Origin of the sequence: Polystyrenella longa, assembly GCF_007750395.1 — a bacterium.
Taxonomy (GTDB): Bacteria; Planctomycetota; Planctomycetia; order Planctomycetales; family Planctomycetaceae; genus Polystyrenella; species Polystyrenella longa.
On the sequence record NZ_CP036281.1, the window covers coordinates 2,267,018 to 2,288,323 of the forward strand.

General features: G+C 48.2%; 16 protein-coding genes. 14 read left to right on the forward strand and 2 right to left on the reverse strand.

What is annotated here, in order from left to right; genetic code table 11:
- Positions 1-327 precede the first annotated feature (327 nt).
- Complete coding sequence (locus tag Pla110_RS08490; RefSeq protein WP_144995118.1) at positions 328-915, forward strand: ANTAR domain-containing response regulator; 588 nt, start codon at positions 328-330, stop codon at positions 913-915.
- 46 nt (positions 916-961) lie between these two features.
- Here Pla110_RS08490 and Pla110_RS08495 read toward each other — a convergent pair whose 3' ends face one another.
- The gene (locus tag Pla110_RS08495; RefSeq protein ID WP_144995120.1) at positions 962-1,942 is read right to left on the reverse strand and encodes a YihY/virulence factor BrkB family protein; all 981 of its coding nucleotides are present in this window, start codon (positions 1,940-1,942) and stop codon (positions 962-964) included.
- A 605-nt stretch (positions 1,943-2,547) separates the two neighbouring features.
- Between Pla110_RS08495 and Pla110_RS08500 the strand changes: the two genes are divergently transcribed.
- Positions 2,548-2,712 carry a DUF1328 domain-containing protein gene (locus Pla110_RS08500; RefSeq protein WP_144995121.1) on the forward strand — a complete coding sequence of 55 codons (165 nt, stop codon included), beginning with the start codon at positions 2,548-2,550 and terminating at the stop codon, positions 2,710-2,712.
- Positions 2,713-3,377: 665 nt separating this feature from the next.
- Positions 3,378-4,640: a mechanosensitive ion channel family protein gene (locus Pla110_RS08505; protein WP_261342448.1), complete on the forward strand. Its 1,263-nt coding sequence runs from the start codon at positions 3,378-3,380 to the stop codon at positions 4,638-4,640.
- A 104-nt stretch (positions 4,641-4,744) separates the two neighbouring features.
- On the opposite strand, the gene Pla110_RS08510 is transcribed toward Pla110_RS08505, so the two are convergent.
- Complete coding sequence (locus Pla110_RS08510; protein ID WP_144995125.1) at positions 4,745-5,989, reverse strand: AI-2E family transporter; 1,245 nt, start codon at positions 5,987-5,989, stop codon at positions 4,745-4,747.
- Between the two features lie 469 nt (positions 5,990-6,458).
- Here Pla110_RS08510 and Pla110_RS08515 point away from each other — a divergent pair, with 469 nt between their 5' ends.
- From Pla110_RS08515 to Pla110_RS08565, 11 genes are all read left to right on the forward strand, one after another.
- Complete coding sequence (locus tag Pla110_RS08515) at positions 6,459-6,932, forward strand: PA2169 family four-helix-bundle protein (RefSeq protein WP_144995127.1); 474 nt, start codon at positions 6,459-6,461, stop codon at positions 6,930-6,932.
- 363 nt (positions 6,933-7,295) lie between these two features.
- Positions 7,296-8,501: a 2,3-diaminopropionate biosynthesis protein SbnA gene (gene sbnA / locus Pla110_RS08520; protein ID WP_144995129.1), complete on the forward strand. Its 1,206-nt coding sequence runs from the start codon at positions 7,296-7,298 to the stop codon at positions 8,499-8,501.
- Between the two features lie 20 nt (positions 8,502-8,521).
- Entirely contained in the window at positions 8,522-10,435 is a 1,914-nt protein-coding gene (locus Pla110_RS08525; RefSeq protein WP_197440597.1) for an FAD/NAD(P)-binding protein, read from the forward strand.
- Between the two features lie 86 nt (positions 10,436-10,521).
- A complete protein-coding gene (locus Pla110_RS08530) occupies positions 10,522-12,054 on the forward strand; it encodes a Y4yA family PLP-dependent enzyme (RefSeq protein WP_197440598.1) in 1,533 nt (510 codons plus the stop codon).
- Between the two features lie 360 nt (positions 12,055-12,414).
- Positions 12,415-14,493: a catalase gene (locus tag Pla110_RS08535; RefSeq protein ID WP_144995133.1), complete on the forward strand. Its 2,079-nt coding sequence runs from the start codon at positions 12,415-12,417 to the stop codon at positions 14,491-14,493.
- Positions 14,494-14,874: 381 nt separating this feature from the next.
- Entirely contained in the window at positions 14,875-15,834 is a 960-nt protein-coding gene (locus Pla110_RS08540) for an NAD(P)H-binding protein (RefSeq protein WP_144995135.1), read from the forward strand.
- A 428-nt stretch (positions 15,835-16,262) separates the two neighbouring features.
- Positions 16,263-17,825: an arylsulfatase gene (locus tag Pla110_RS08545; protein WP_144995137.1), complete on the forward strand. Its 1,563-nt coding sequence runs from the start codon at positions 16,263-16,265 to the stop codon at positions 17,823-17,825.
- A 124-nt stretch (positions 17,826-17,949) separates the two neighbouring features.
- Positions 17,950-18,834 carry a polyphosphate kinase 2 family protein gene (locus tag Pla110_RS08550; protein ID WP_144995139.1) on the forward strand — a complete coding sequence of 295 codons (885 nt, stop codon included), beginning with the start codon at positions 17,950-17,952 and terminating at the stop codon, positions 18,832-18,834.
- 70 nt (positions 18,835-18,904) lie between these two features.
- On the forward strand, positions 18,905-19,864 hold the full coding sequence (locus Pla110_RS08555) for an AAA family ATPase (RefSeq protein ID WP_144995141.1): 960 nt from the start codon (positions 18,905-18,907) through the stop codon (positions 19,862-19,864).
- Between the two features lie 10 nt (positions 19,865-19,874).
- Positions 19,875-20,795 (forward strand): DUF58 domain-containing protein, encoded by a 921-nt coding sequence (locus tag Pla110_RS08560; RefSeq protein ID WP_144995142.1) that lies wholly within the window; start codon positions 19,875-19,877, stop codon positions 20,793-20,795.
- Between the two features lie 23 nt (positions 20,796-20,818).
- Positions 20,819-21,301 (forward strand): DUF4381 domain-containing protein, encoded by a 483-nt coding sequence (locus Pla110_RS08565; RefSeq protein ID WP_197440599.1) that lies wholly within the window; start codon positions 20,819-20,821, stop codon positions 21,299-21,301.
- Positions 21,302-21,306: the final 5 nt, after the last annotated feature.

Here is a 21,306-nt window from a genome sequence, read left to right on the forward strand (position 1 = left end):
TCTACTGAATATAAGTTACTGCCTGCAGTTAATCAGCCACCCTGGGTGATTCCATTCTGTGCGATACGCATCGTCTGAATGTCAAAGTAAACAGTATCGCGACAAGCCCTAAATGTCAATGAATTTAGGACTTACGTAGTTACTTTTGAATTAACCCTGATCAAATAACTTGACGTTTGAGTCCAGTTTCTGGACAATCCGGGTTATGAATTCCGTTGACCTATAGACCCAAGATGGCTCGTAATAAACGGCATCTGGAAATTCTCTTTATCCTCCTCCTGCAATAAGAATGAACCAGTTCCGGCTGTTAAGAGTAAGGGTCTATTAATGAACGAAAATGCCACCATTTATCTAGCCATTGGTTGCGAAGAATCCCGTCCTGTCATTGAACAGATGTTAAAGTCCCTGAATCATAAGGTGCCCGTAGTTACGGATTCTGGGATGAGGTTGATCCACGCCAGTGCGGAGAAAAAGCCCGATCTCCTGATCTCTGGAATTCACCTATCCGACATGGCGGGGATTGACGCGTTGATCGAGTGTGGAAAGGTTGACCCTGTGCCTTCGATCATTATCTCCAATACGGCAGAATACGACAAAGTTCGTAAAGCCATGGAAGATCATGTGATGGCGTTTTTAACCGAGCCTGTGGCGATGGCGGATTTGAAGCCTGCGATTTTCCTGGTGCAGAAGCGTTTCGAGCAGTTTGAAGAATTGCGTAAGGAAAACGCCGAGTTGAAGATGGCCTTAGAGACTCGCAAATGGGTCGAGCGCGCGAAAGGAATCATTATGAAGAGTAAGGATGTCGACGAGGAGACGGCATTCCGCGAACTGCGACGCATGGCTAATGACCGTCGCGCTAAAATGCTCGATGTCGCGAAGGTTATCGTCGAGGGAGCAGAGCTACTGGAAAGCTAGGCTCGATATAAAGTCCTCCAGCCAAGTTGTGCCCGAGCGGAAAAAGTCATGAGGAAGGAGTCTCCGAGGACGATTCTGCGGATTGTTCTTTCTCCTTGTTCTCATTCTCACTGTAGGAACGGTCTACAATGATCTTCTTTTCGAAGACCTGGACTGCACCTTCAGACGCTTCGATCCCAGCACCCTTCTGTCGTGCCCAAGTCTGAGTGAATTCTGCGCCTAGCAGGAAGATCATGCCTGAGTAATATACCCAGAGCAGGAGCAGAACAAAAGAGGCGGCCTCTCCATAGCGACTGTTGTCCGTTGAAGACAAGTACATTCCCAGCGCAAACTTACCAAACATAAACAGCAAGGCCGTGGTGCCCGCCCCGAGCCAGGTGTCTTTCCAATGCATTTCTGCGTCGGGAAGCCATTTGAACATGGCGGCGAATAACATCATGAAGACGGTGAAGCTCACTACGAAATTGATCATGAGTGGGATCCACGACGATATCTGTTCGCCAAACCATTCAGAAATGTACCCACCCACAGCGTTTAATACGGCCGTCAGAACGAGCGAAACCAATAGCAGAAAGGCGATTGCGATAATCATTCCCAAAGAGAGAACACGCTTGGTAATGAAACTTCGTACGCCTCCCTGTTCTGGGTCGGGCTCTACACCCCAAATGCTGTTTAGTGAAGATTGCAATTGAACCATCACCCCTGTTGCACCGAACAGGAGAATGCAACCTCCCATAATCGCGGCGAGTCCACCAGTGCTATGTTCCTGCGATGCTTTCATCATTGTCTCAATTTGCATCCAACCTCCTTCACCGACCACATTGGTAATGTGATGTTCAAGTTGGCCGCTTACATCATCCGGGGTCCAGAAGAAGCCGGCGACGGTGACCACAAGCACCAGTAGAGGTGGAAGTGAAAAGGCAGTGTAGTACGACAGAGCCGCTGCCATGGTGGAACAGTCATTATCGATAAAGCTGTTTACACTTGATTTGAGAACGCCGATCGTTTTTCCGGTTGGAGCTCGCATTTTTCTTCACCCAATATTTCGCGTAAGAACTCAACGGGATATGTGTCAGGTCGGTGAGTCTTCCAGTTTATGCTTGACTAGGGAGAGTTCTGGTTCCTCTGAGGAAAAAGCGAAACTGGATTACTGAGTTTGTGATGTTCACATCAGCAACTCACTGCAGCTTTAGATGAGTAATGCAAATAGAATGCGAATGCGTGGGTAATACGGTGAATTAAAGATGTTATGTCATATTTTCTCCTAAATAGTCCCGTTTGAGCCTCGGCCTTTATCAATGTAGATCTAACCAATGAACGTTGGAGGATGGATTGGGCGCTGATCAACCAGTCTTGGTTGAGAAACAACCAGAGATGGCGAAGGTATTTAAATCCTGCGAGAATGCCGGTGAAAGAAAATAGATTTGACGAAACCCCTTTAAAATAAGTGCGTATTGATCATTCAGGCGGAAGTGATCGTTTTAGAGAACCAATTGGCACGGCGGTTGCGAATACCGTATTCAGCAATCACACAAATGTGTGTTTCAAATAGGTATTTCGAAGTTGGGCTGTGTGGTTCAACTCATCGCTTTTCGCGATTTAAATTTCCGATACAAATGAAAAGGTGTCGCTATGTTAAATCTTGCAATCTTGTTTGTGGTCATCGCACTGATCGCTGGTCTGTTAGGTTTTGGTCTTGTTGGTGGTATGGCTTTCACAGCTGCCAAAATCTGTTTCTTCATCTTCCTGGTTCTGGCTATCTTGGCATTCGTTGGCGGACGCCGGACGCTACCGTAGTTTAGAAGGAACGTGAGCTGATCGAACCCACGGTCGTCGTTCAGTTCAAAAAAGACAGAGGCCTTTGAGCGTTGCTTCCGTAACGGGTTGAACTGGCTGGTGTGATGATATCAGTACCACGTCACTCAGTAAGTGATCGCGACATTAATTCAACGGAGTGTCGAGTTGATGAGGTCTCTGGGTCGGGCAGGGAAACCTGTCATAGGTCAATGTGATACGGAGTCGTCCTTAACAAAGACGTCATTAGTGGAATCGCTATCACAGCAAAGAAGCGAAGGATCGAACAAAATGTTTTACTGAATCAGCGTTAAGCTTTGATCTGACATGTGGCCACTAGGCCACCAAGGGCCGTTTATTGCGTAACGCTGATTCGCTATATGAAAAGATAAGTGTCTATCAATAGACACCTTTTCGAAGATCGATCTGAGAAAATAGAGAATACCAACCTCGTCAGGAGGGTAGGTTGAATCGATTTTTCTTGGGTCGATTCTTTCGTAGGTACTCGGTGCTGGTAAGTTGGCATTGGCCCTGCTCTATCTCTCCAATATGAAAAAACGATCATTATGATCTTCTTTAACAGCGAGCCAATATCTACCCATTCTCGTGCCACCTCGACTGCGATTCACATCCGGTCTATTTTTTCAGTGGCACTATTCTCTTTAGTGATGTTGTCGCTATTTGCGAAAGCGCTGCATGCGCAAGAGGGGGGCGGAGCTGACGGGGCTAGCAATTCTGCAACAGAATCCTCTCCAGTAGAGCCAAGCCCTTCAGATACAGATCCGCCCGAAGAGCAGATCGAGGTTAATGACGTCCTGCCAGATAATAGGATCCAACAACGAATTCAAAAGATCTTGACCAGTTCCCAATGGATTGAAGAAATCAAAGTGGAGGTCAGTGATGGCGTTGTCGTGCTAAAGGGCTTAGCCAGCGATGATGAAAAGAAAGATTGGGCGTCGCGGATGAGTTCCAGCGTGGAAGGTGTCGTCGCGGTTCAGAACGATTTAGAGATTAAAGCGTCTATGGGATTTAATTTGGACGAATCTCTGGAGCATGTCACGGAAAGTCTTCTAAGTCTCTGGAGAGATTTCTTGTCGCGACTTCCACTGATTCTGGTTGGGTTCTTGGTCTTGGTTGCGACCTGGGGGATCAGTAAAGGGGCTATTGCTCTCGTACGACGTTCTTCCGGGAAAGCTCGCGTCAGGGAGAATCTGAGCGATCTCTTTGTGCAGTTGACGACTTTCTCCATTTGGACCTTTGGAATCATGGTGGCGGCGATAGTCGTCTTTCCGGGAATGACCCCCGCCAAACTACTTACGGTGTTAGGGTTAGGATCCGTGGCACTCGGATTTGCTTTTAAAGACATCTTCGAGAATTTCTTCGCTGGAATTTTAATACTGTGGCGGTTTCCTCTCGACCGGGGCGATTTTATTGAATGTGAAGATATCGAAGGGAAAGTCGAAGACATAACCATTCGTATGACGACGATTCGTCAAGTGGATGGGCAATTGGTGGTGGTTCCTAATGCCGTGTTGTTTAAGAATGCAGTGAATATCTTGACGAACAAGAAGATTCGCAGAACCACTGTTATTTGCGGCGTTGCCTATGATGAAGATGTGGATGCTTCTCGCGAGGTGATTAAGTCTGCTGTCCAGGACTGTTCGACCGTCTCCGATGAAAAGCCGGTCGAAATCTTCGCACAGGAATTTGCTGCCTCTAGTATTAACTTTGAAGTCACCTGGTGGACTGGCTCGACACCGTTGGATATTCGTCGCTCTCGAGACGAAGTTGTTGCCTCGGTGAAGCAAAGCTTGGACGAAGCCGGAATCGAAATCCCGTTCCCTTATCGCACGCTTACATTTAAAGAGCCTCTCTCTGTCGCTAATTCTGCTGCCGATAAGAATAGTGGCGATCAGACTGGGCAGGAATAGTAAACAGGTTGCTCGCGATGAATCGCCCCTGATAGTAGCTGTTCTGTAGTTGAACTGCTGATACTTATCTTCTTCAGTGCCTCCGGCTCCGCATTGGAAGCCGTTTACGCAGTGGAAGTGGAAGATTGTTTCTCCTCTCCCAGTACGTCTTCGAGGTAGAGCGTGCGAATCATTACCAGAATTACGGCGAGAAGAGGTGTCGCGATGGCGACTCCCAGGAAGCCGGCGATCATTCCTAGTAGGACCTGCCAGGTAATGAGTAATGCGGGAGGAATAGCAACTGCCTGTTGCTGGATTAAGGGGGTGAAGACATAACTTTCCAGAATCTGAAACGCAACGAAAGTGACAATCACCAAACCTGCTATGGTGAGTCCTTCTGGTATTGAAATAAGTACCGCTACCGTAAGTGCGATGGCGGCTCCAATATTGGGAACGAAGGTTAATATGCCAGTGATCAATCCCAGCATCAACGGAATTGGAGCTCCGATGAGGTACAAAGAAAATCCTGTACCGAATCCAGTGATCAGCATGGTCAACAGACGGCCCATTAACCAGGCCCAAAGCTGGCTGCCCGACTGGTTCAGAATGTCGCGAGCTCGCTCACGCAAGTCCGGTTTGATTAGTTTGACGATCCCATCTCGGTAGAGTTCCGGATCGACTGCCAGAAACAGTCCGACAACAATTACGATGGCGAAATTCAGGATTGCAGCCAGTGCTGCCTGGAATATATTGACCAGAAATCCGAGTGCTGACCCTATATTCGATTTTTGCAGAAGTTCCAATGTGTCTGTAGCATTTTCTTGATCACTTTTATGCTCGTTAGAGTTTTCGCTACCGTTGGTATTTGTTTCCTGTTTTTCCGATGGTGATCCCGTTTCAGAAGAAGATAAGGAGTCTGACAGCGAACCCTCCATAAAGGGTTTTATGGCTGAGGCTCGATTCAGTATTTCAGAGGCGAAGGGAATTTGTTCGATGGTCGACTGTACTGAAGGATGTGAGTCAATCCATTTGGAAATCTGGATAGTGGACTGGTCCAATTTCTCTGTCGCTTTCTCGATTCGTTCTTCAATTGTCCGCCCCGCAAAAGTCACCAGTAGCACGGCTATCGAGATGCAGGCCACCACAACGAGAAGTAGGCACACCTTGTAGCTGGCGTGGGTGTATCGTCCTACCAGCACGCTGCTCTTTGTGAGGAAGACGCCTAGCAGAATTCCCAGGAATCCCAGCATGAAAAAGTGACTGATCGTCACTAGTGCCGCGGAAAAGATCGTAAAAAGCCAAGCCATCAGCAGAATAAAAAAGGCGGGAACGAGGATGTTCGTTCGGATCGGCTTTGTGGGAGCGTTCATTTTTAAAATCCATTCGGGATTATTGTATTCGGGTCGTTTTGGCAGTGATCAGGTGCGACTCAATAATGTAAGCCGCTTCAATCTGGCAAATGCTATACCGTGCCACGACTTACGCGCAGTATCGCTCGATATTCAATTGGGTAAGCCTGTTCGTGAAAAGACTGAGCGACACTTTGAGTAGTCATCGTATGCTCGGCAATCGATCTGTTTGTCGGGCGGTCAATCTTTACGTCACCTTAATTGCGTCTCCAAGTGGAATGAGACAAAAAAATCAGGAATCTCGGAGAGAAACAATGTCGAACATTCGCCTGCCAAACCCGTACTCTTTCTTTGTTTGTTGAAATCTCAGTCGAGAGCATTGCAGGATTGTATGCAGTGTGCCTCTTCTGTAAATGGCTGTTTGGCATGTCATTTGCAAATCTAGATAACCAGCAAATCAGCAACAACTTCAATCAGAGGAGATAATATCATGGGTCTCGAAACAAAACTCGATCTCAATGAAGAAACTATTGATCATTTGCAGGACTTAATCTGCGCAAATATTGATGCTCACGAGGGACTGAAAGAGTCCGCTGAGAAAATCAGTGACAGCTCAGTCGCCAGCACCTTCCGGGAAATCGCTCAGGAGCGTACTCAGTTGGCTAAAGAACTGCAGATCTACTGCGAATGGAATGGTGAGCAAGCTCGCAAAGGGGGCTCTGCTTCCGCCGCTGTTCACCGAGCTTGGATCGACATTCGCAGCATGTTAAGCAATGGTGATCCCTACTCCATCCTGGCCGAAGCAGAACGGGGCGAGGACCATATTAAGCATGCTTATGAAGACGCATTAAAAGCATCGGCGGGGAGTGCAATGACAGACGTACTTCAAGCTCAATACAGAATTGTGAAGGCGGGACATGACCGCATCCGTAATTTACGTGATCAATTCAAAGCTCAGGAATAATCATGTAATTATCATGCCGAGGCGGGTCTGCTCAAACGTCCCGCTGATTCAATTCTCGAAGAAATATTCGTGAATGAATCGAACGCGGTAATGGACTGATCACCTTTGCCGTGCGATTAAAGTGTTAAGTGAATTGGAAGATGAAAACTATTAAGTCAGTATAGTCAGACCGCTCCAGTTTTTCAGGACTCAACTGGGGCGGTTTGGCAATACTACTCAGGCTGTTCAGTCATCCGAGAATTCTCGATGCATGTCACTCTGCTTCTGACTTCCATTTACAAGCTGGAACTCATTTGTCGAAATACAATGAACTCTGCTTCGCTCTCATTCCCCCAGGCGTCTTAATAACGGATTTCTCCTACGATGATACAGCAGTCTATAGTGGTTCCCGGTAGCTATAATCACGGATACATCCATCAGTTACCACTCACGAAGCATGCGTTCCCTGCTTACCCGGAGACGCCACCCCGTCGTACTATCGACTCGGGAGTTCTTTCTGCGATTGGCTATACGCCTCTTATTTGTTTAAACCAGTACATCGATGACCGAGTTCAATTGCACGTCAAACTCGAAGCGTTGAATCCGGGTGGAAGTGCCAAGGATCGTCCCGCAGCATTGATGATTACGGAAGCACTCAATGCAGGCCAGATATCTCAGAATACGACTATCATCGAATCCTCCTCTGGCAACATGGGTGTAGGGTTGGCGCAGGTATGCGGGTACTACGGACTGTCATTAATTTGTGTTGTCGATTCCAAGGCTCAGCCCCAGAATGTGCAGATCATGGAGGCCTTGGGAGCACACATTGTTCGAGTCGACGATCCTGAAGATGGTGACTTCCTCGGTAAACGGCTTGAACGAGTACAATCTCTTGTCCGCGCGATACCAGATTCCTACTGGCCTAATCAATACGCAAACGAACTCAATCCCAAGTCACATCAGACAGGAACGATCAAGGAAATAATTCAGGAGATGAGCGTTGTTCCCGACTACCTATTCGTCGCGACAAGTAGTACAGGGACGGCACAAGGATGCCAGAATTATCTTAAGCAACATAAACTGCCCACTCAGGTCGTAGCCGTAGATGCTGTGGGAAGCGTGTTGTTTGGCGGTTCGCATGGCCCTCGACGAATTCCCGGTTTGGGAACGGGCTGCATTCCTCCCTTGGCAGACGGTCAGAGTTTCTCACATGTGAAGCGAGTCAACGATCTCGACTGCGTCGTCGGATGCCGTCGTATGGCATCGAGAGAAGCGATGCTGGTGGGTGGCTCGGCGGGTGGCGTAATGGAAGCAATCTATTCCATGCGATCAGAATTAAGAGGGAAATCATGTGTTGCCATACTGCATGACTCGGGGACTCGTTATCTCGACACGGTGTATTCCGATGATTGGGTTGAGTCGACATTAGGTTGTAACTTGGAAGACCTGAAACAACGAGTTGGCAGACGGAAGCAACGAAAGCGGAACCGATACTTTGTAACGGGGGTTCCCAGATTGAAATCGAAATCAAAATTCTTAGAACATAATCACAGCCTTACTGTGGAGGAATCAAAACAGATACTGTCATGAACGATCAGGAAAATACCAGTATGGAAACTAATCCCACTCAAAAACATAAAGATACCCCGGTGGGTAAAGAGTCAGCGTTGAAGATTGCCATTGTAGGAGGCGGTCCGCGTGGCCTTTACTCTTTGGAAAGGCTATTGCATTACGCCCGCCAGATCGCACCGCAACGCATTCGCGTTTGTCTCTACGATACCAGTGGTCAACCAGGAGCAGGAACAGTCTATTCACCCAAGCAGCCTGCATGGTTGCTGATGAATTACAGTTCCAAAAATATCGATGCCTGGGTACGTGACGATATGGGATCAGAAGACCCGATGTCACCTGAGTCAATCAGACACGATTTGGAGAATTATCCTTCGCTCGTTCAATGGTTGGACAAGCATCATCCAGAAATGGCCGACCCCGACCAGGCTATTCCCCGAGCCATCGCGGGAGAATACTTTCGGGATTGCTATGCACAGGTACTGCGTGAGAAACCAGAAAATGTGAGCTTCGTTCTCAAGTCAGCGACCGTCAAAGACGTTGTTCGTCAAAAAGATCGTTGGGCGGTAATGACAGTGGAGGAATCCCAGGAGTACGACGAAGTGTTGCTTAGTCTAGGGCATGGTGCCAATGTCGGAAGTGCGAATCCTGAAGAATGGTTTCATCCTCATTCCTATGAGAGTCGAGTCGGGATGTCGCAAAACCGGACTAAACATCTCGTCAACTCCACGTACCCGGTCGCGGCGCAACTTTCGGAAGAGAAAGTTCAACCGGGTAGTAAAGTCGCCATCAGAGGTTTTGGACTTACTTTCATTGATGCCTGTCTCAGTCTCACCGAGGGGCGTGGCGGTAAATTCAAACAACTAAAAACTGGTGAATGGGAATACGAAATGTCCGGGCATGAACCGGAGATAATCTATCCCTATTCTCGTACCGGACGGCCGATGTTAGCTAAACCGGACGCTCGGAAAGTGACGAGAAGCCCCGGGTTATCCACAATTTGGAAGCGAGGCAAGGAGCAGTTAAGAAAGTTAGAGTCTTCCGAGTATGGGTTGGATTTTAATTCCCAGATGAAACCGATTCTCGTGGAGACTGCGGCAGAAGCTTTGAGAGTTCAGCAGGGAGAAAAGACGAAAGAAGGAATAACATCCACATTCAGATATGATGAACCGTCTTCTGATTCGATGTTGAGCTGGTTGGCAGGATGGAGCGGTGGGACAGTGTTTCCGGTTGATATTTGGAACCGTCTGACCGATTCTTATCGGACGGCGACCGGTCTTCGACCTGCCGATGAAGCCTGGGCGATAGCAGAAACGTGGAGAGAACTATACCCTGCCCTGGTGGAGAGAATCAGTTATGGAGGTTTGTCCGAAGCGAGTTGGGAATTGTTCCAGCTTTATGCTGCGGAAATGGAACGAATCGCTTTTGGCCCTCCCGCCGAATCCGTTGGCAAGTTGCTTGCCCTTATAAAATCCGGGCTGGTAGAATTAAGATTCCTTACAGGTTCGCCCGTTGCTTTTGTGAAGCAGCATCCTCTGGAATCGCAATCGGAACTTATTCTGCGTAATGATCAATCGCAGATCATTGTCGATAGCATCGTCAATGCGGTACTTCCCGCTTCTCAACATGCGACGGAAGGTTCGTTGCTGTATAATCTCTTGCAGCGGAAAACTCTGAGCCGGTTTCGAAATACGGGTGGTATCGCCGTTGATCATGAGACGAATGCACTTAATGAGATGGAACATGCCGTGTCTGGTCTTTCCGTAGTGGGACGGCCAACGGAAGGATGTGTGCTTGGGAATGATACATTGAGCCGAACATTGCATCCCGAATCGGATCGATGGGCAAAACGCCTCATAAAATCATTCACTCAAACGAATTCAAATATGCAAATGAAGCTGAAGAACGAAGAACTTCTTAAAGAACATTCAGATACGCTGATTAATCAAGCCTGAATGATCGTACTGGTGACTGGCGATTCATTTGACGAATTCTGCCTGATCCGGTTGAAAAATCGAATGGTCCAGGAAGGACTCCTGTTATGTCTGACAACCCTGTTCAAGGCGGCCAGTTTGAGGAGACCACTGCGGGCTCCTCGGACGAGGCAAAAGACCAGCAACGCGACGTTCTTACGAATTGTCAGGGAGTGCTTCCTCTAGCAGCTCGCCTGGAACCGTGGATGTTGCGGCTGTGCAATAATCAAAAGCTGGCCCCACTCGTAAACGAGTATGGTTCGCCATTGAATGTCCTGAATGACCGATCTTTTCGACGAAACATCGCTCGTCTCTATCAGGTTGCCGAGTCTCAACAATTGCCATTCGATCTCTATTTCGCCCGTAAAGCAAATAAGTGTCTGGGATTTCTGGACGTCGTTCAGGAATTAGGCTGTGGTGTAGACACTGCCAGTGAACCCGAGTTGGAGCAGACGCTTAAAAAAGGTGTTCCGGGAGATAAAATTGTCTGTACTGCAGCGGTGAAGTCAGCTCACTTGCTGGATTTGTGTATTGAAAATGGCGTGACGATTGTCATTGATAATGCAGATGAACTTCGCATTGCCGCTTACATCGCCTGTCAAAAAAATAAAGAGGCTTTAATCGCGGTACGCGTTAGTGAATTTGAGCATCAGGGTACGACCCTCGAATCCCGTTTTGGATTTGCGATTTCAGTGCTGCGAAACCATTTCCACCAATTAATGAATCAGGAACATGTGTCGGAATGTGTTCGGCTGACGGGAGTTCAGTTTCATCTGAACGGTTATTGCGTGGAAGAACGAGTTTCTGCATTACGGGAACTTTTACCACTGATTGATCATTGGCGAACTGAAGGGCATGACATTCAGTTTCTCGATATTGGTGGCGGGTTTCCGATGTCCTATCTCAAATCGAGGCAGGAGTGGTCAATTTTCTGGTTGGAGCATTCTCGGGCTCTGATGGGACGACGGTCGGTGATTACCTATCGGAATCATGGATTAGGTCTGATGGCCGTGAATGATCAGATTTATGGAGAACGGAACAGTTATCCCTACTGGCAATCTCCTGTTCAGGGTGAATGGTTTGAACAACTGCTCGACTCCAGCTGTGGTTTAACGACCGTTGCAGGTGCGATTAAAAAACGAGAACTGGAATTACGTTGTGAACCAGGACGGAGTTTGCTGGATGGGTGCGGAATGACGATTGCTCGCGTCGAGTATCGCAAACAACGATCCAATGGAGACTGGATGATCGGATTAGCGATGAACCATACGCAGTGCCGCACCAGCAACGATGACTTTCTGGTAGACCCCCTGCTCGTCCCTTCTCATCCTGTTCAGACAGGGCGAGGTTCGTTTTCCAATAATCCTCCTATGGAAGGTTACCTGGTGGGAGCCTACTGCACAGAGAGCGAACTATTGGCGTTAAGGAAGTTAAAATTCTCGAATGGGATCTCAGTGGGAGATAATATCGTGTTTCCCAATACGGCTGGTTACCTCATGCATTTTCGGGAGAGTCGCTCGCATCAGTTTCCTTTAGCAAAGAACGTGTTTCTCAATGAGACACAAGATACGATTCAACTGGATGAAATAGAACAAATTTAGATGACGTTCAGCGACGGAATTATTTCTAGTAGTAGTTTCAAAACCCTCTGATGGGTCACGTTCACCCTGTCCATGTAGAGTATAAGACAGCCACAACCGGGTTTTGAAATGGCCCCTAGATATCAGATGCCTCATTCCATCAAATCACGTTACTTAGCTATGATGAAAATCGTTAATAAAAACTGTAAAGATCGAAGGAATACCTGCGGTATCGATCCAAAAACTGTAATCAAAATTATTGTATAACGAGAGTGTATTGTAACTCTTCAATAAACAGTCTTTCCAGGAACCCCTCCTCAACTGACAGTATAACTGAATGTTAAACTCCATCGTTAACTCGAGAGAAGAGAGGGTCATCTTATGTCGAAGGGCAAAGATAAACAGGCGAAACCATCCGTTCGAAAAGGTAACGGAGGCGAATGGCACCAAGAGGCGAAATCAACCAAAGAGCGAATGACGACTAATCAGGGGGTGGTCGTTTCGGATGATCAAAACTCGCTCAAGGTGGGAGGGCGCGGCTCGACTTTGCTGGAAGATTTTCATCTACGAGAAAAGATTACTCACTTTGACCATGAACGCATTCCCGAGCGCGTGGTCCATGCTCGCGGCTATGGTGCTCATGGCTACTTTCAAGCTTATGAATCTCATGCTAGCTTGACCAAGGCTGCTTTCCTACAGAACCCCTCTGAGAAAACTCCTGTCTTTGTGCGGTTTTCGACGGTCGCAGGAAGCAAAGGCTCGCCAGATACGGCTCGGGACGTACGTGGGTTTGCTGTTAAGTTCTACACGCAGGAGGGGAACTATGACTTGGTGGGCAACAATATGCCCGTCTTCTTTATCCAAGATGCGATCAAGTTCCCAGATCTAATTCATGCAGTGAAGCCGGCTCCCGATCGTGACTTTCCACAGGCACAGTCTGCTCACGATTCTTTCTGGGACTTTGTTTCCCTGATGCCGGAAAGCATGCATATGCTGGTGTGGGTGATGTCGGACCGTGCGATTCCCCGGTCGCTAAGAATGATGGAGGGGTTTGGAATTCATACCTTCCGGATGATCAATGCCGACGGTGAAAGTACGTTGGTGAAGTTTCACTGGCGACCCAAACAGGGGATTTTCTCCCTGATATGGGACGAAGCCGTTGTGATTTCAGGGGCCGATCCCGATTTTCATCGTCGCGACATGTGGAACTCTATTGAGGCAGGAGATTACCCGGAGTGGGAACTCTCCGTGCAGGTCTTTACGGAAGAGGAAGCCAACAAGTTCGACTACGATGTGCTCGATCCTACGAAGCTGATTCCAGAAGAAGATGTTCCTTTAACGCCGTTAGGAAAAATGGTGCTTGATCGCAATGTTGACAACTTCTTTGCGGAAACGGAACAGGTCGCCTTCTGTCCTGCGAACATTGTTCCCGGAATCGATTTCTCTAACGACCCGCTGTTACAGGGAAGGTTGTTCTCTTATCTGGATACTCAATTGACACGGTTGGGCGGACCGAATTTCCAACAGATCCCTGTGAACCAACCAAAGTGTCCCATGCAAAACCTGCAACGGGATGGTCATATGCAGATGGACATTCCCAAGGGACGAGTTTCCAATGAGCCCAGCTCACTCGATGATGGCTTACCCCGTGAATGTGATAAAACAGGATTTAAATCTTATCCTGAGAAAGTGTCCGGAGAAAAATTACGAATTCGACCGGAGAGTTTTGCAGATCATTACACACAGGCGCGATTGTTTTATAAGTCCATGACGGGTTATGAACAGGATCACATCGCGGGTGGATTTGCTTTTGAACTTGGCAAATGTCAGAAGATCGAAGTTCGCGAGCGAATGATTGCACATTTGCTTAATATTGATAAGGAGTTGGCAGGAAAAGTTGCTGATAACCTGGGGATGAATACAAATGTTGAGCCGATCAAACCTGCCGTCCCTGTAAAAGATATGCCGCTTTCGGACGCACTGTCGCAGTATAAGAAGACTCCAGATACCTTAGCCGGTAAAAAAGTCGGACTACTCACGACTGATGGCATTGATGCGGCGTTCTTCATGAATCTGGAAGAAGCCGTGATGGATGCCGGGGCTAATATTGAAGTCGTCGCTTTGAAAGCGGGACCGATGATGGATAGCGAAGGGAATGAAATCATACCGGATCATTTTCTTTCAGGAGCCCCCTCAGCTCTGTTCGACTCCGTGGTAGTGGCACCAACGGAAGACATGGCCAAGAAGTTGGCGGATAATCCGAATGCAGTAGATTGGATTCGGATGGCAAATGCCCATCTAAAAGTGATTGGATATACCGACCAGGCCATGAACCTTCTGAAAAAATCACATATCAAACCGGGGCAGGACGAAGGGATTGTTCTGCTTGATATGTCTAAGAATAACTTCGATGATTACCTTAATGCGGCGAAGAAGCACCGCATCTGGGATCGAAGCTAACTCCACAAGAGCATGAATGAAGCGAAAAGAACGCCTCGAAGGGAATAAGGTCTACTGCCTTGTTTCGATCGAGGCGTTCCTTCGTTGTTCATCATCCCGTTCATGTGCGAAGAGTCACATTGTCTCAACTCTCAGTCCATGGAAAACAACAATGTGGTAACCTGTTTCCTGATAATGAAAGTTGTGGATGATCGAAGCATCTCTTCAAAACGTTTATGAATGACTGTTCTGTTGAATTCGAGGGGCTAAAATATCAATTGGTTCACGAATTCGGGTATACTCAAGCAATGCCGGGTATAAAACAAAAACATCTTGGGTGTCGGCATTGAAAGCAAAGTCGTTGTCCATTCGCTTACCCTCGGGCCGTTAAGGATTGAAATCATGACTTCCAATACACAGACAGAGCATTGGAGCACAGATGAGAACGACCGTGCGACTCAAACGGTGATGGTAACGGGAGCCACCGGCTACGTCGGCAATCGATTAATGCCCCTACTTCGACGGTCTGGATATACGGTGAAAGGGCTTGCTCGCAGCCCTGAAAAACTGAATCAAACAGAGTTACACGAGATTGAGATTCGACAGGGAGACGTGCTGGATCTGGCATCACTAAAACAAGCGTTGAAAGGGATTGATACTGCTTTTTACTTAGTTCATCTCATGGGCGGAGATGGTGATTTCATGGAACGCGATCGTCAGGCGGCGCGAAACTTCATTGTAGCCGCTGAGCACTGTGGAGTGAAACGGATTATCTACCTTGGTGGATTGGGTGATGTGAACGATCCCGATTTATCTCCCCATTTGCGAAGTCGACATGAAGTGGGAGAGATACTCCGGCAGGGTTCTGTGGAAGTCATTGAATTCCGGGCGGCGGTGCTGGTGGGAGCGGGGAGTCTTTCGTTTGAAATGATTCGCAACTTAACAGATCGATTACCGGTAATGATCTGTCCGCGGTGGTTGTCGACTGCGACACAACCCATTTCGATTGACGATACACTAAGTTATCTGGTAGCAGCTTTATCGTTGCCTACGGAAGGAAATCGAATCATTGGAATCGGAGGAGCCGATGTGGTGACTTATGGTGATATGATTCGTGAGTACGCTCGGCAGCGGGGCTTGAAGCGAACCTTGATTCCAGTCCCCCTGTTATCCCCTTGGCTATCGAGCCTCTGGTTGAGCTTGGTAACACCAGCGACGGCAGGAGTGGGACGCCACCTCATTGAAGGTCTGCAGAATGAGACGACGGTACGTGATCCTGAGCCGGCATCGCGATTGCCGGTAAAACCAATAGGAATGCAAGAAGCGATTCGTATAGCAATCGAAGAAGAATCAGGGCTGTAATGTCTTGAAGAAAGCGGATTTGTTTTCTACTGCATTGAGACGTCTTCCAGGTTTCTTGCAAGCTCTTTATTTCTGAGAAATGTTTACGACTGAAACACCGAATCGGCTTCTCACTTAATATGTTTATGGCAGCATAGAGACAATTCTTGAACAAATTTAAATTTAGATCGGTGTTCCAAAAACAAGTTGTGAAATTTGTGTAAATCCGTGCATGGAATGGGTCGCAATTCTGTTTGGTTATGAATAGTCTGGATGTACGATAGATCAATCACGTCTGTGACTCTTTCACATCTAATTCACATCTAAATTAAACTATCGAACGCTAAATACGTCTAACTTTTGGGCCGATGCACGAACAGAGAAGACTCTGTCCGCGTGTATGCTGTTTGTAGAATTGCTATTCAAGACCCCGAAGAGGAGCTGCTTCCATGAAGAGATTTCTTGTATCCCTGTGCGCGACGCTGTTGATATTAACAGCAGCGGCGGCACCCGTGTCGGCTCAGAAAAATACCGACACAAAACCACCGAACATCCTCGTGATTTTCGGGGATGATATCGGACAGACGAATGTTTCTGCCTATACGATGGGACTCGTTGGTTACCGGACTCCCAACATCGATCGTATTGCGCGCGAAGGAATGATCTTTACCGATTACTACGCCGAGCAAAGCTGTACTGCTGGTCGGTCGACCTTTCTTACAGGACAATGTACTTATCGTACTGGTCTTTCAAAAGTCGGCCTGCCTGGTGCAGACCTAGGTCTACAAGCAGAAGATGCCACCATTGCCGAACTGCTTAAACAGCATGGATACTCTACCGGTCAGTTCGGAAAAAACCATTTGGGTGACAAGGATGAATTCCTTCCCACTAACCATGGTTTTGACGAATTCCTGGGTAACCTGTATCACCTGAACGCAGAAGAAGAACCTGAGAACCGTAATTATCCAACGAACCCTGAGTTCAAGAAAAAGTATGGTCCTCGCGGTGTTATCAAGTCGAGTGCTGATGGCAAAATTGAAGACACAGGCCCACTGACTAAAAAACGGATGGAGACGATTGACGAAGAAACTTCTGCTGCGGCAATCGATTTCATCGAACGTCAAACGAAAGCCAATAAGCCTTTCTTCTGCTGGTGGAACGCAACCCGGATGCACTTTCGCACGCATGTGAAAGAAGAGCATCGTGATAAACCTGGTTTGACTGCCCGCACCGAGTATGCGGATGGAATGATTGAGCACGATGCCCAGGTTGGTACGTTGCTCGACAAACTGGATGAGCTCAAGCTTACCGAAAACACGATCGTAATCTATACGACCGACAACGGTCCTCACAAAAATACTTGGCCTGACGCCGGTCTGAGTCCATTCCGAAATGAGAAAAACTCCAACTGGGAAGGTGCCTTCCGCGTTCCTTGTGCAATCCGCTGGCCTGGAAAAATTAAAGCGGCGACTGTCTCCAACGATATCGTCAGCGGTTTGGACTGGATGCCGACACTACTCGCTGCTGCAGGTGAACCCGATGTGAAGGATAAACTTCTTAAAGGGCACAAAGCAGGATCGAAAACATTCAAGGTTCATTTGGATGGATACAACCTGCTTCCTTACCTGACTGGTAAAGAAGAAAACTCACCACGAAAATCCTTCTTCTACTTCAACGATGATGGCCAGTTAGTGGGAATGCGGTTTGAGAACTGGAAACTTGTTTTCCTGGAGCAGCGTGCGGTGGGGACTTTGCGAGTCTGGGCGGAACCTTTCACGACCCTGCGACTTCCCAAGATGTATGATCTCCGTTCAGACCCATACGAACAAGCGGACATCACATCTAATACTTATTACGACTGGGTGCTGGACCATGCCTTCCTCTTGGTTCCAGCTCAGCAGTATGCGGGTGCTTTCCTGGAAACGTTTAAGGAATATCCACCTCGACAGAAACCTTCTAGCTTCAACCTTGATGATGTCATGAGAAAACTGTCTGAAGGTGCAACGCACTAATAAATTGGCAACAACTGTGAACGAGGCGTCCATGAGGGCGCCTCGTTTATTGTTTTTCTGAGGACGGATTTCTGATTGATTTTATTCGTATTTGCTGTGTTTCCCCAATTACAAGGATTGAAACATGCATGTTTCCATCGATACCAGTGATTTCAAAGTAACGGGGAAGTCGAAATTAAAGCTGGAGGAACAAAAAACGAAAGTCAAAGACTTCTATAGATCGAAGTCAGAATACAAAGAGCTCCTGAGCGAGTTTCAAGATGAAATCAATGAGCTGCAGCGGATGATGTATGCTCATGATCGCTACAGCATGCTGCTTGTTTTTCAAGCGATGGATGCTGCCGGTAAAGATGGGACGATCCGGGCAATTATGTCGGGTGTGAATGCACATGGGATAGACGTTCATGCATTCAAACAGCCCAGTTCAACGGAGTTGGATCACGACTTTCTCTGGCGCACGACCATTCGCCTGCCCCAACGGGGACGCATCGGGATATTCAACCGGTCGTATTATGAAGAAGTGCTGGTTGTTCGCGTTCATCCCGAGATAATCATGCAGTCTCAAAAGCTGCCTGAACAGCTGACACAGGATATGAGCCAACTGTGGAAAAACCGTTACGAATCGATTCGTGATTACGAAAAACATCTCGGACACAGTGGAACGAAAGTCGTTAAATTCTTTCTTAACTTGGGTCGAGATGAACAGCGTGATCGCTTTCTTGATCGAATCGATGAGCCGGAGAAGAACTGGAAGTTTTCGGAAGGCGATGTAAAAGAACGTAAATTCTGGGACGATTACCAGAAGGCGTACGAAGATGCGATCAATGCGACTGCGACCAAAGCAGCACCATGGTATGTCGTGCCTGCCGATGATAAAAAGAACATGCGGTTAATTGTGTCTCAGATTGTGCTGGAACAACTTCAAGATCTGGATATGAAATATCCAGAGGTCTCCGACGAACGTCGCGAGGAGTTGCAAGGGTATCGGCAGCGTTTGTTGGACGACTGAATGGAAATACCGGATTCATTTCAATTGAAGATTCTTATAATGAGAATGAAGTAGAGGCGAGAGATTATTTATGGATTTACGTGAATCAGTTAAGCAGATTTCCGTTGCGATGAATGCGGCTGTTGTCGGACAGGAAAAAGTAGTCGAACGGCTTATTGTTGCTTTGTTAGCCGATGGTCATGTTTTAATGGAAGGGCTTCCCGGGACTGCCAAAACTCGTTCCATCAAGACGTTATCCAGTTTGATTGAAAGTCAGTTCAGCCGCGTACAATTTACCCCTGACCTGCTCCCTTCCGACGTGACCGGTTCCGATATTTACCGTGAGCAAACGGGTACCTTTGAATTTCAGCAAGGGCCGATCTTCGGAAACCTCGTGCTTGCCGACGAAATTAACCGGGCGCCTGCTAAGGTTCAGTCTGCATTGCTGGAGGCCATGGAAGAGCGGCAAGTCACCGTAGCAGGGCAAACGCATAAGCTGCCCGACCTGTTTCTTGTTATGGCGACACAAAACCCGATTGAACAGGAAGGAACCTACCCCCTTCCCGAAGCACAGATGGACCGGTTTCTGCTATATGTGAATGTTGATTACTCCGATAGTCAGACCGAGATGGCCATTCTGAAGCTGGTCCGGAAAGAAAAAGCTTCACAGGCACCTTCACCCCCTACTCCAGTTGCTCAGGACGTCATTTTCGAGGCACGGAAACAGGTACTGGATACACATGTCGCAGAGGCGGCGGAGCGTTATATCGTCGACTTGGTGATGGCGACACGAGAACCGGATAAGTTCGGTGGAAATCTGGCGAAGTGGATTCGTCTCGGGGCAAGTCCACGCGGTACGCTCGCGCTGGATGCCGCTGCCCGGGCACATGCCTGGCTCAACAGTCAGGACTTCGTATCGCCGGAAAACATTCGGGCCGTTACCCCTGCTTGTCTCGCCCATCGTCTGCATTTGACCTACGAGGCAGAAGCGGCTGGCGTATCACGGACAGACGTGATTGATGAGTTGTTGAAGAGTGTCGTCCCGGTTTAAGGTTCTGTTAATGAGTGCGCGTATTTCAATTAGCCTGGATGAGATGGTCCTGCTGAAAGCGGACGCGCGCGGTTTTTCATTCTTGCCTCGACAGCCCGTATCTTCATTACTTTCTGGCCGACATGCGTCCCGACTGCGGGGACGCGGATTGGCGTTCGAAGAACTGCGGCACTATCACCCGGGTGATGATATACGACTGATTGACTGGAAAGCGACAGCACGCCTGCGGTCGACTCATGTAAGGGTCTTTAATGAGGAGCGGGAACGTCCTGTTCTTTTCGTTGTCGATCAGCGTGGGCCGATGTTCTTTGGAAGTCAACGGGCGATGAAGTCGGTCGTGGCTGCTGAGTTAACCGCGTTGGGAGCGTGGCGTACGCTTGAGGCAGGAGATCGAGTGGGAGGAATCGTTTTCAACGATAACGAGATCGCGGAAGTTCGTCCGCATCGTAGCCAATCGCGGCTGCTGCAACTCTTTCATCAGATCGTACAACAGAACCAGGCGTTAGCGGGTATAGATTCTCCCACCGACTCAGGTGCAACTGCAACTAACAGATTAAATGAAGCCCTTCAGAATGTGTTACACATCGCTAAACACGATCACCTGGTCGTTCTGATTAGCGATCTGGATGGAGCTGATTCAGATACCCATCGTCTATCGACATTGATCGCTGCACGTAATGACATGCTGGTTGCGGGGATATACGATCCTCTTGGTGCATCGCTAAGGGGAGGCTCCGGAATGGTAGCGACGGATCGAGAAGAATCGTGGGAGATTCCGGTGGAAGCTTCTTTCACAGAGAAGTTCCAACAGAGTTTTCAGAATCGACTGGATGAATGGCGACAGGTGTTTCGGAACTTGAAAATCCCGGTCATTCCTGTGTCGACGTCCACATCTCCGGCGGAACAGATACGCTCACTCTTAGGTCATTAAACTGGAACAATAAAGAAAGCGAAATGAAAGAAGCCCCGACCAGTCTCGACGCGATGCATGACATCGTCGTTCCCGCTCCCGTATCCTGGTGGCCCCTTGCTCCCGGATGGTACGTCGTACTGGCGTTGGTGGTGTGTTTTGTATTTTATCTTACCTGTCGCTCAGTGAGTCGGTGGCAGTCAAATGCCTACCGCCGAGCGGCACTGAAAGAGCTGGAAATGGCCAACGATCCGTCGACTATTTGCGAGCTACTTCGCCGGACCGCACTAGCGGTGGTTCCCAGGTCCATCGTTGCATCGCAGAAGGAGACCGCCTGGCCACAATGGTTGGAGAGTACCTGTCCCGTGGCGATGTCCGAGCGGGTGGAGACTCAATTGAATTATGGGCCTTATGCGTCCAATTCATCAGCTGAGGATATTATTGAACTGAAGGAATACGCCAGTGCGTGGATAAAACAACATCGGTATCCCTTATCCGAGAAGCTCGTTAACGCGGACCATTCCTGAAGGGG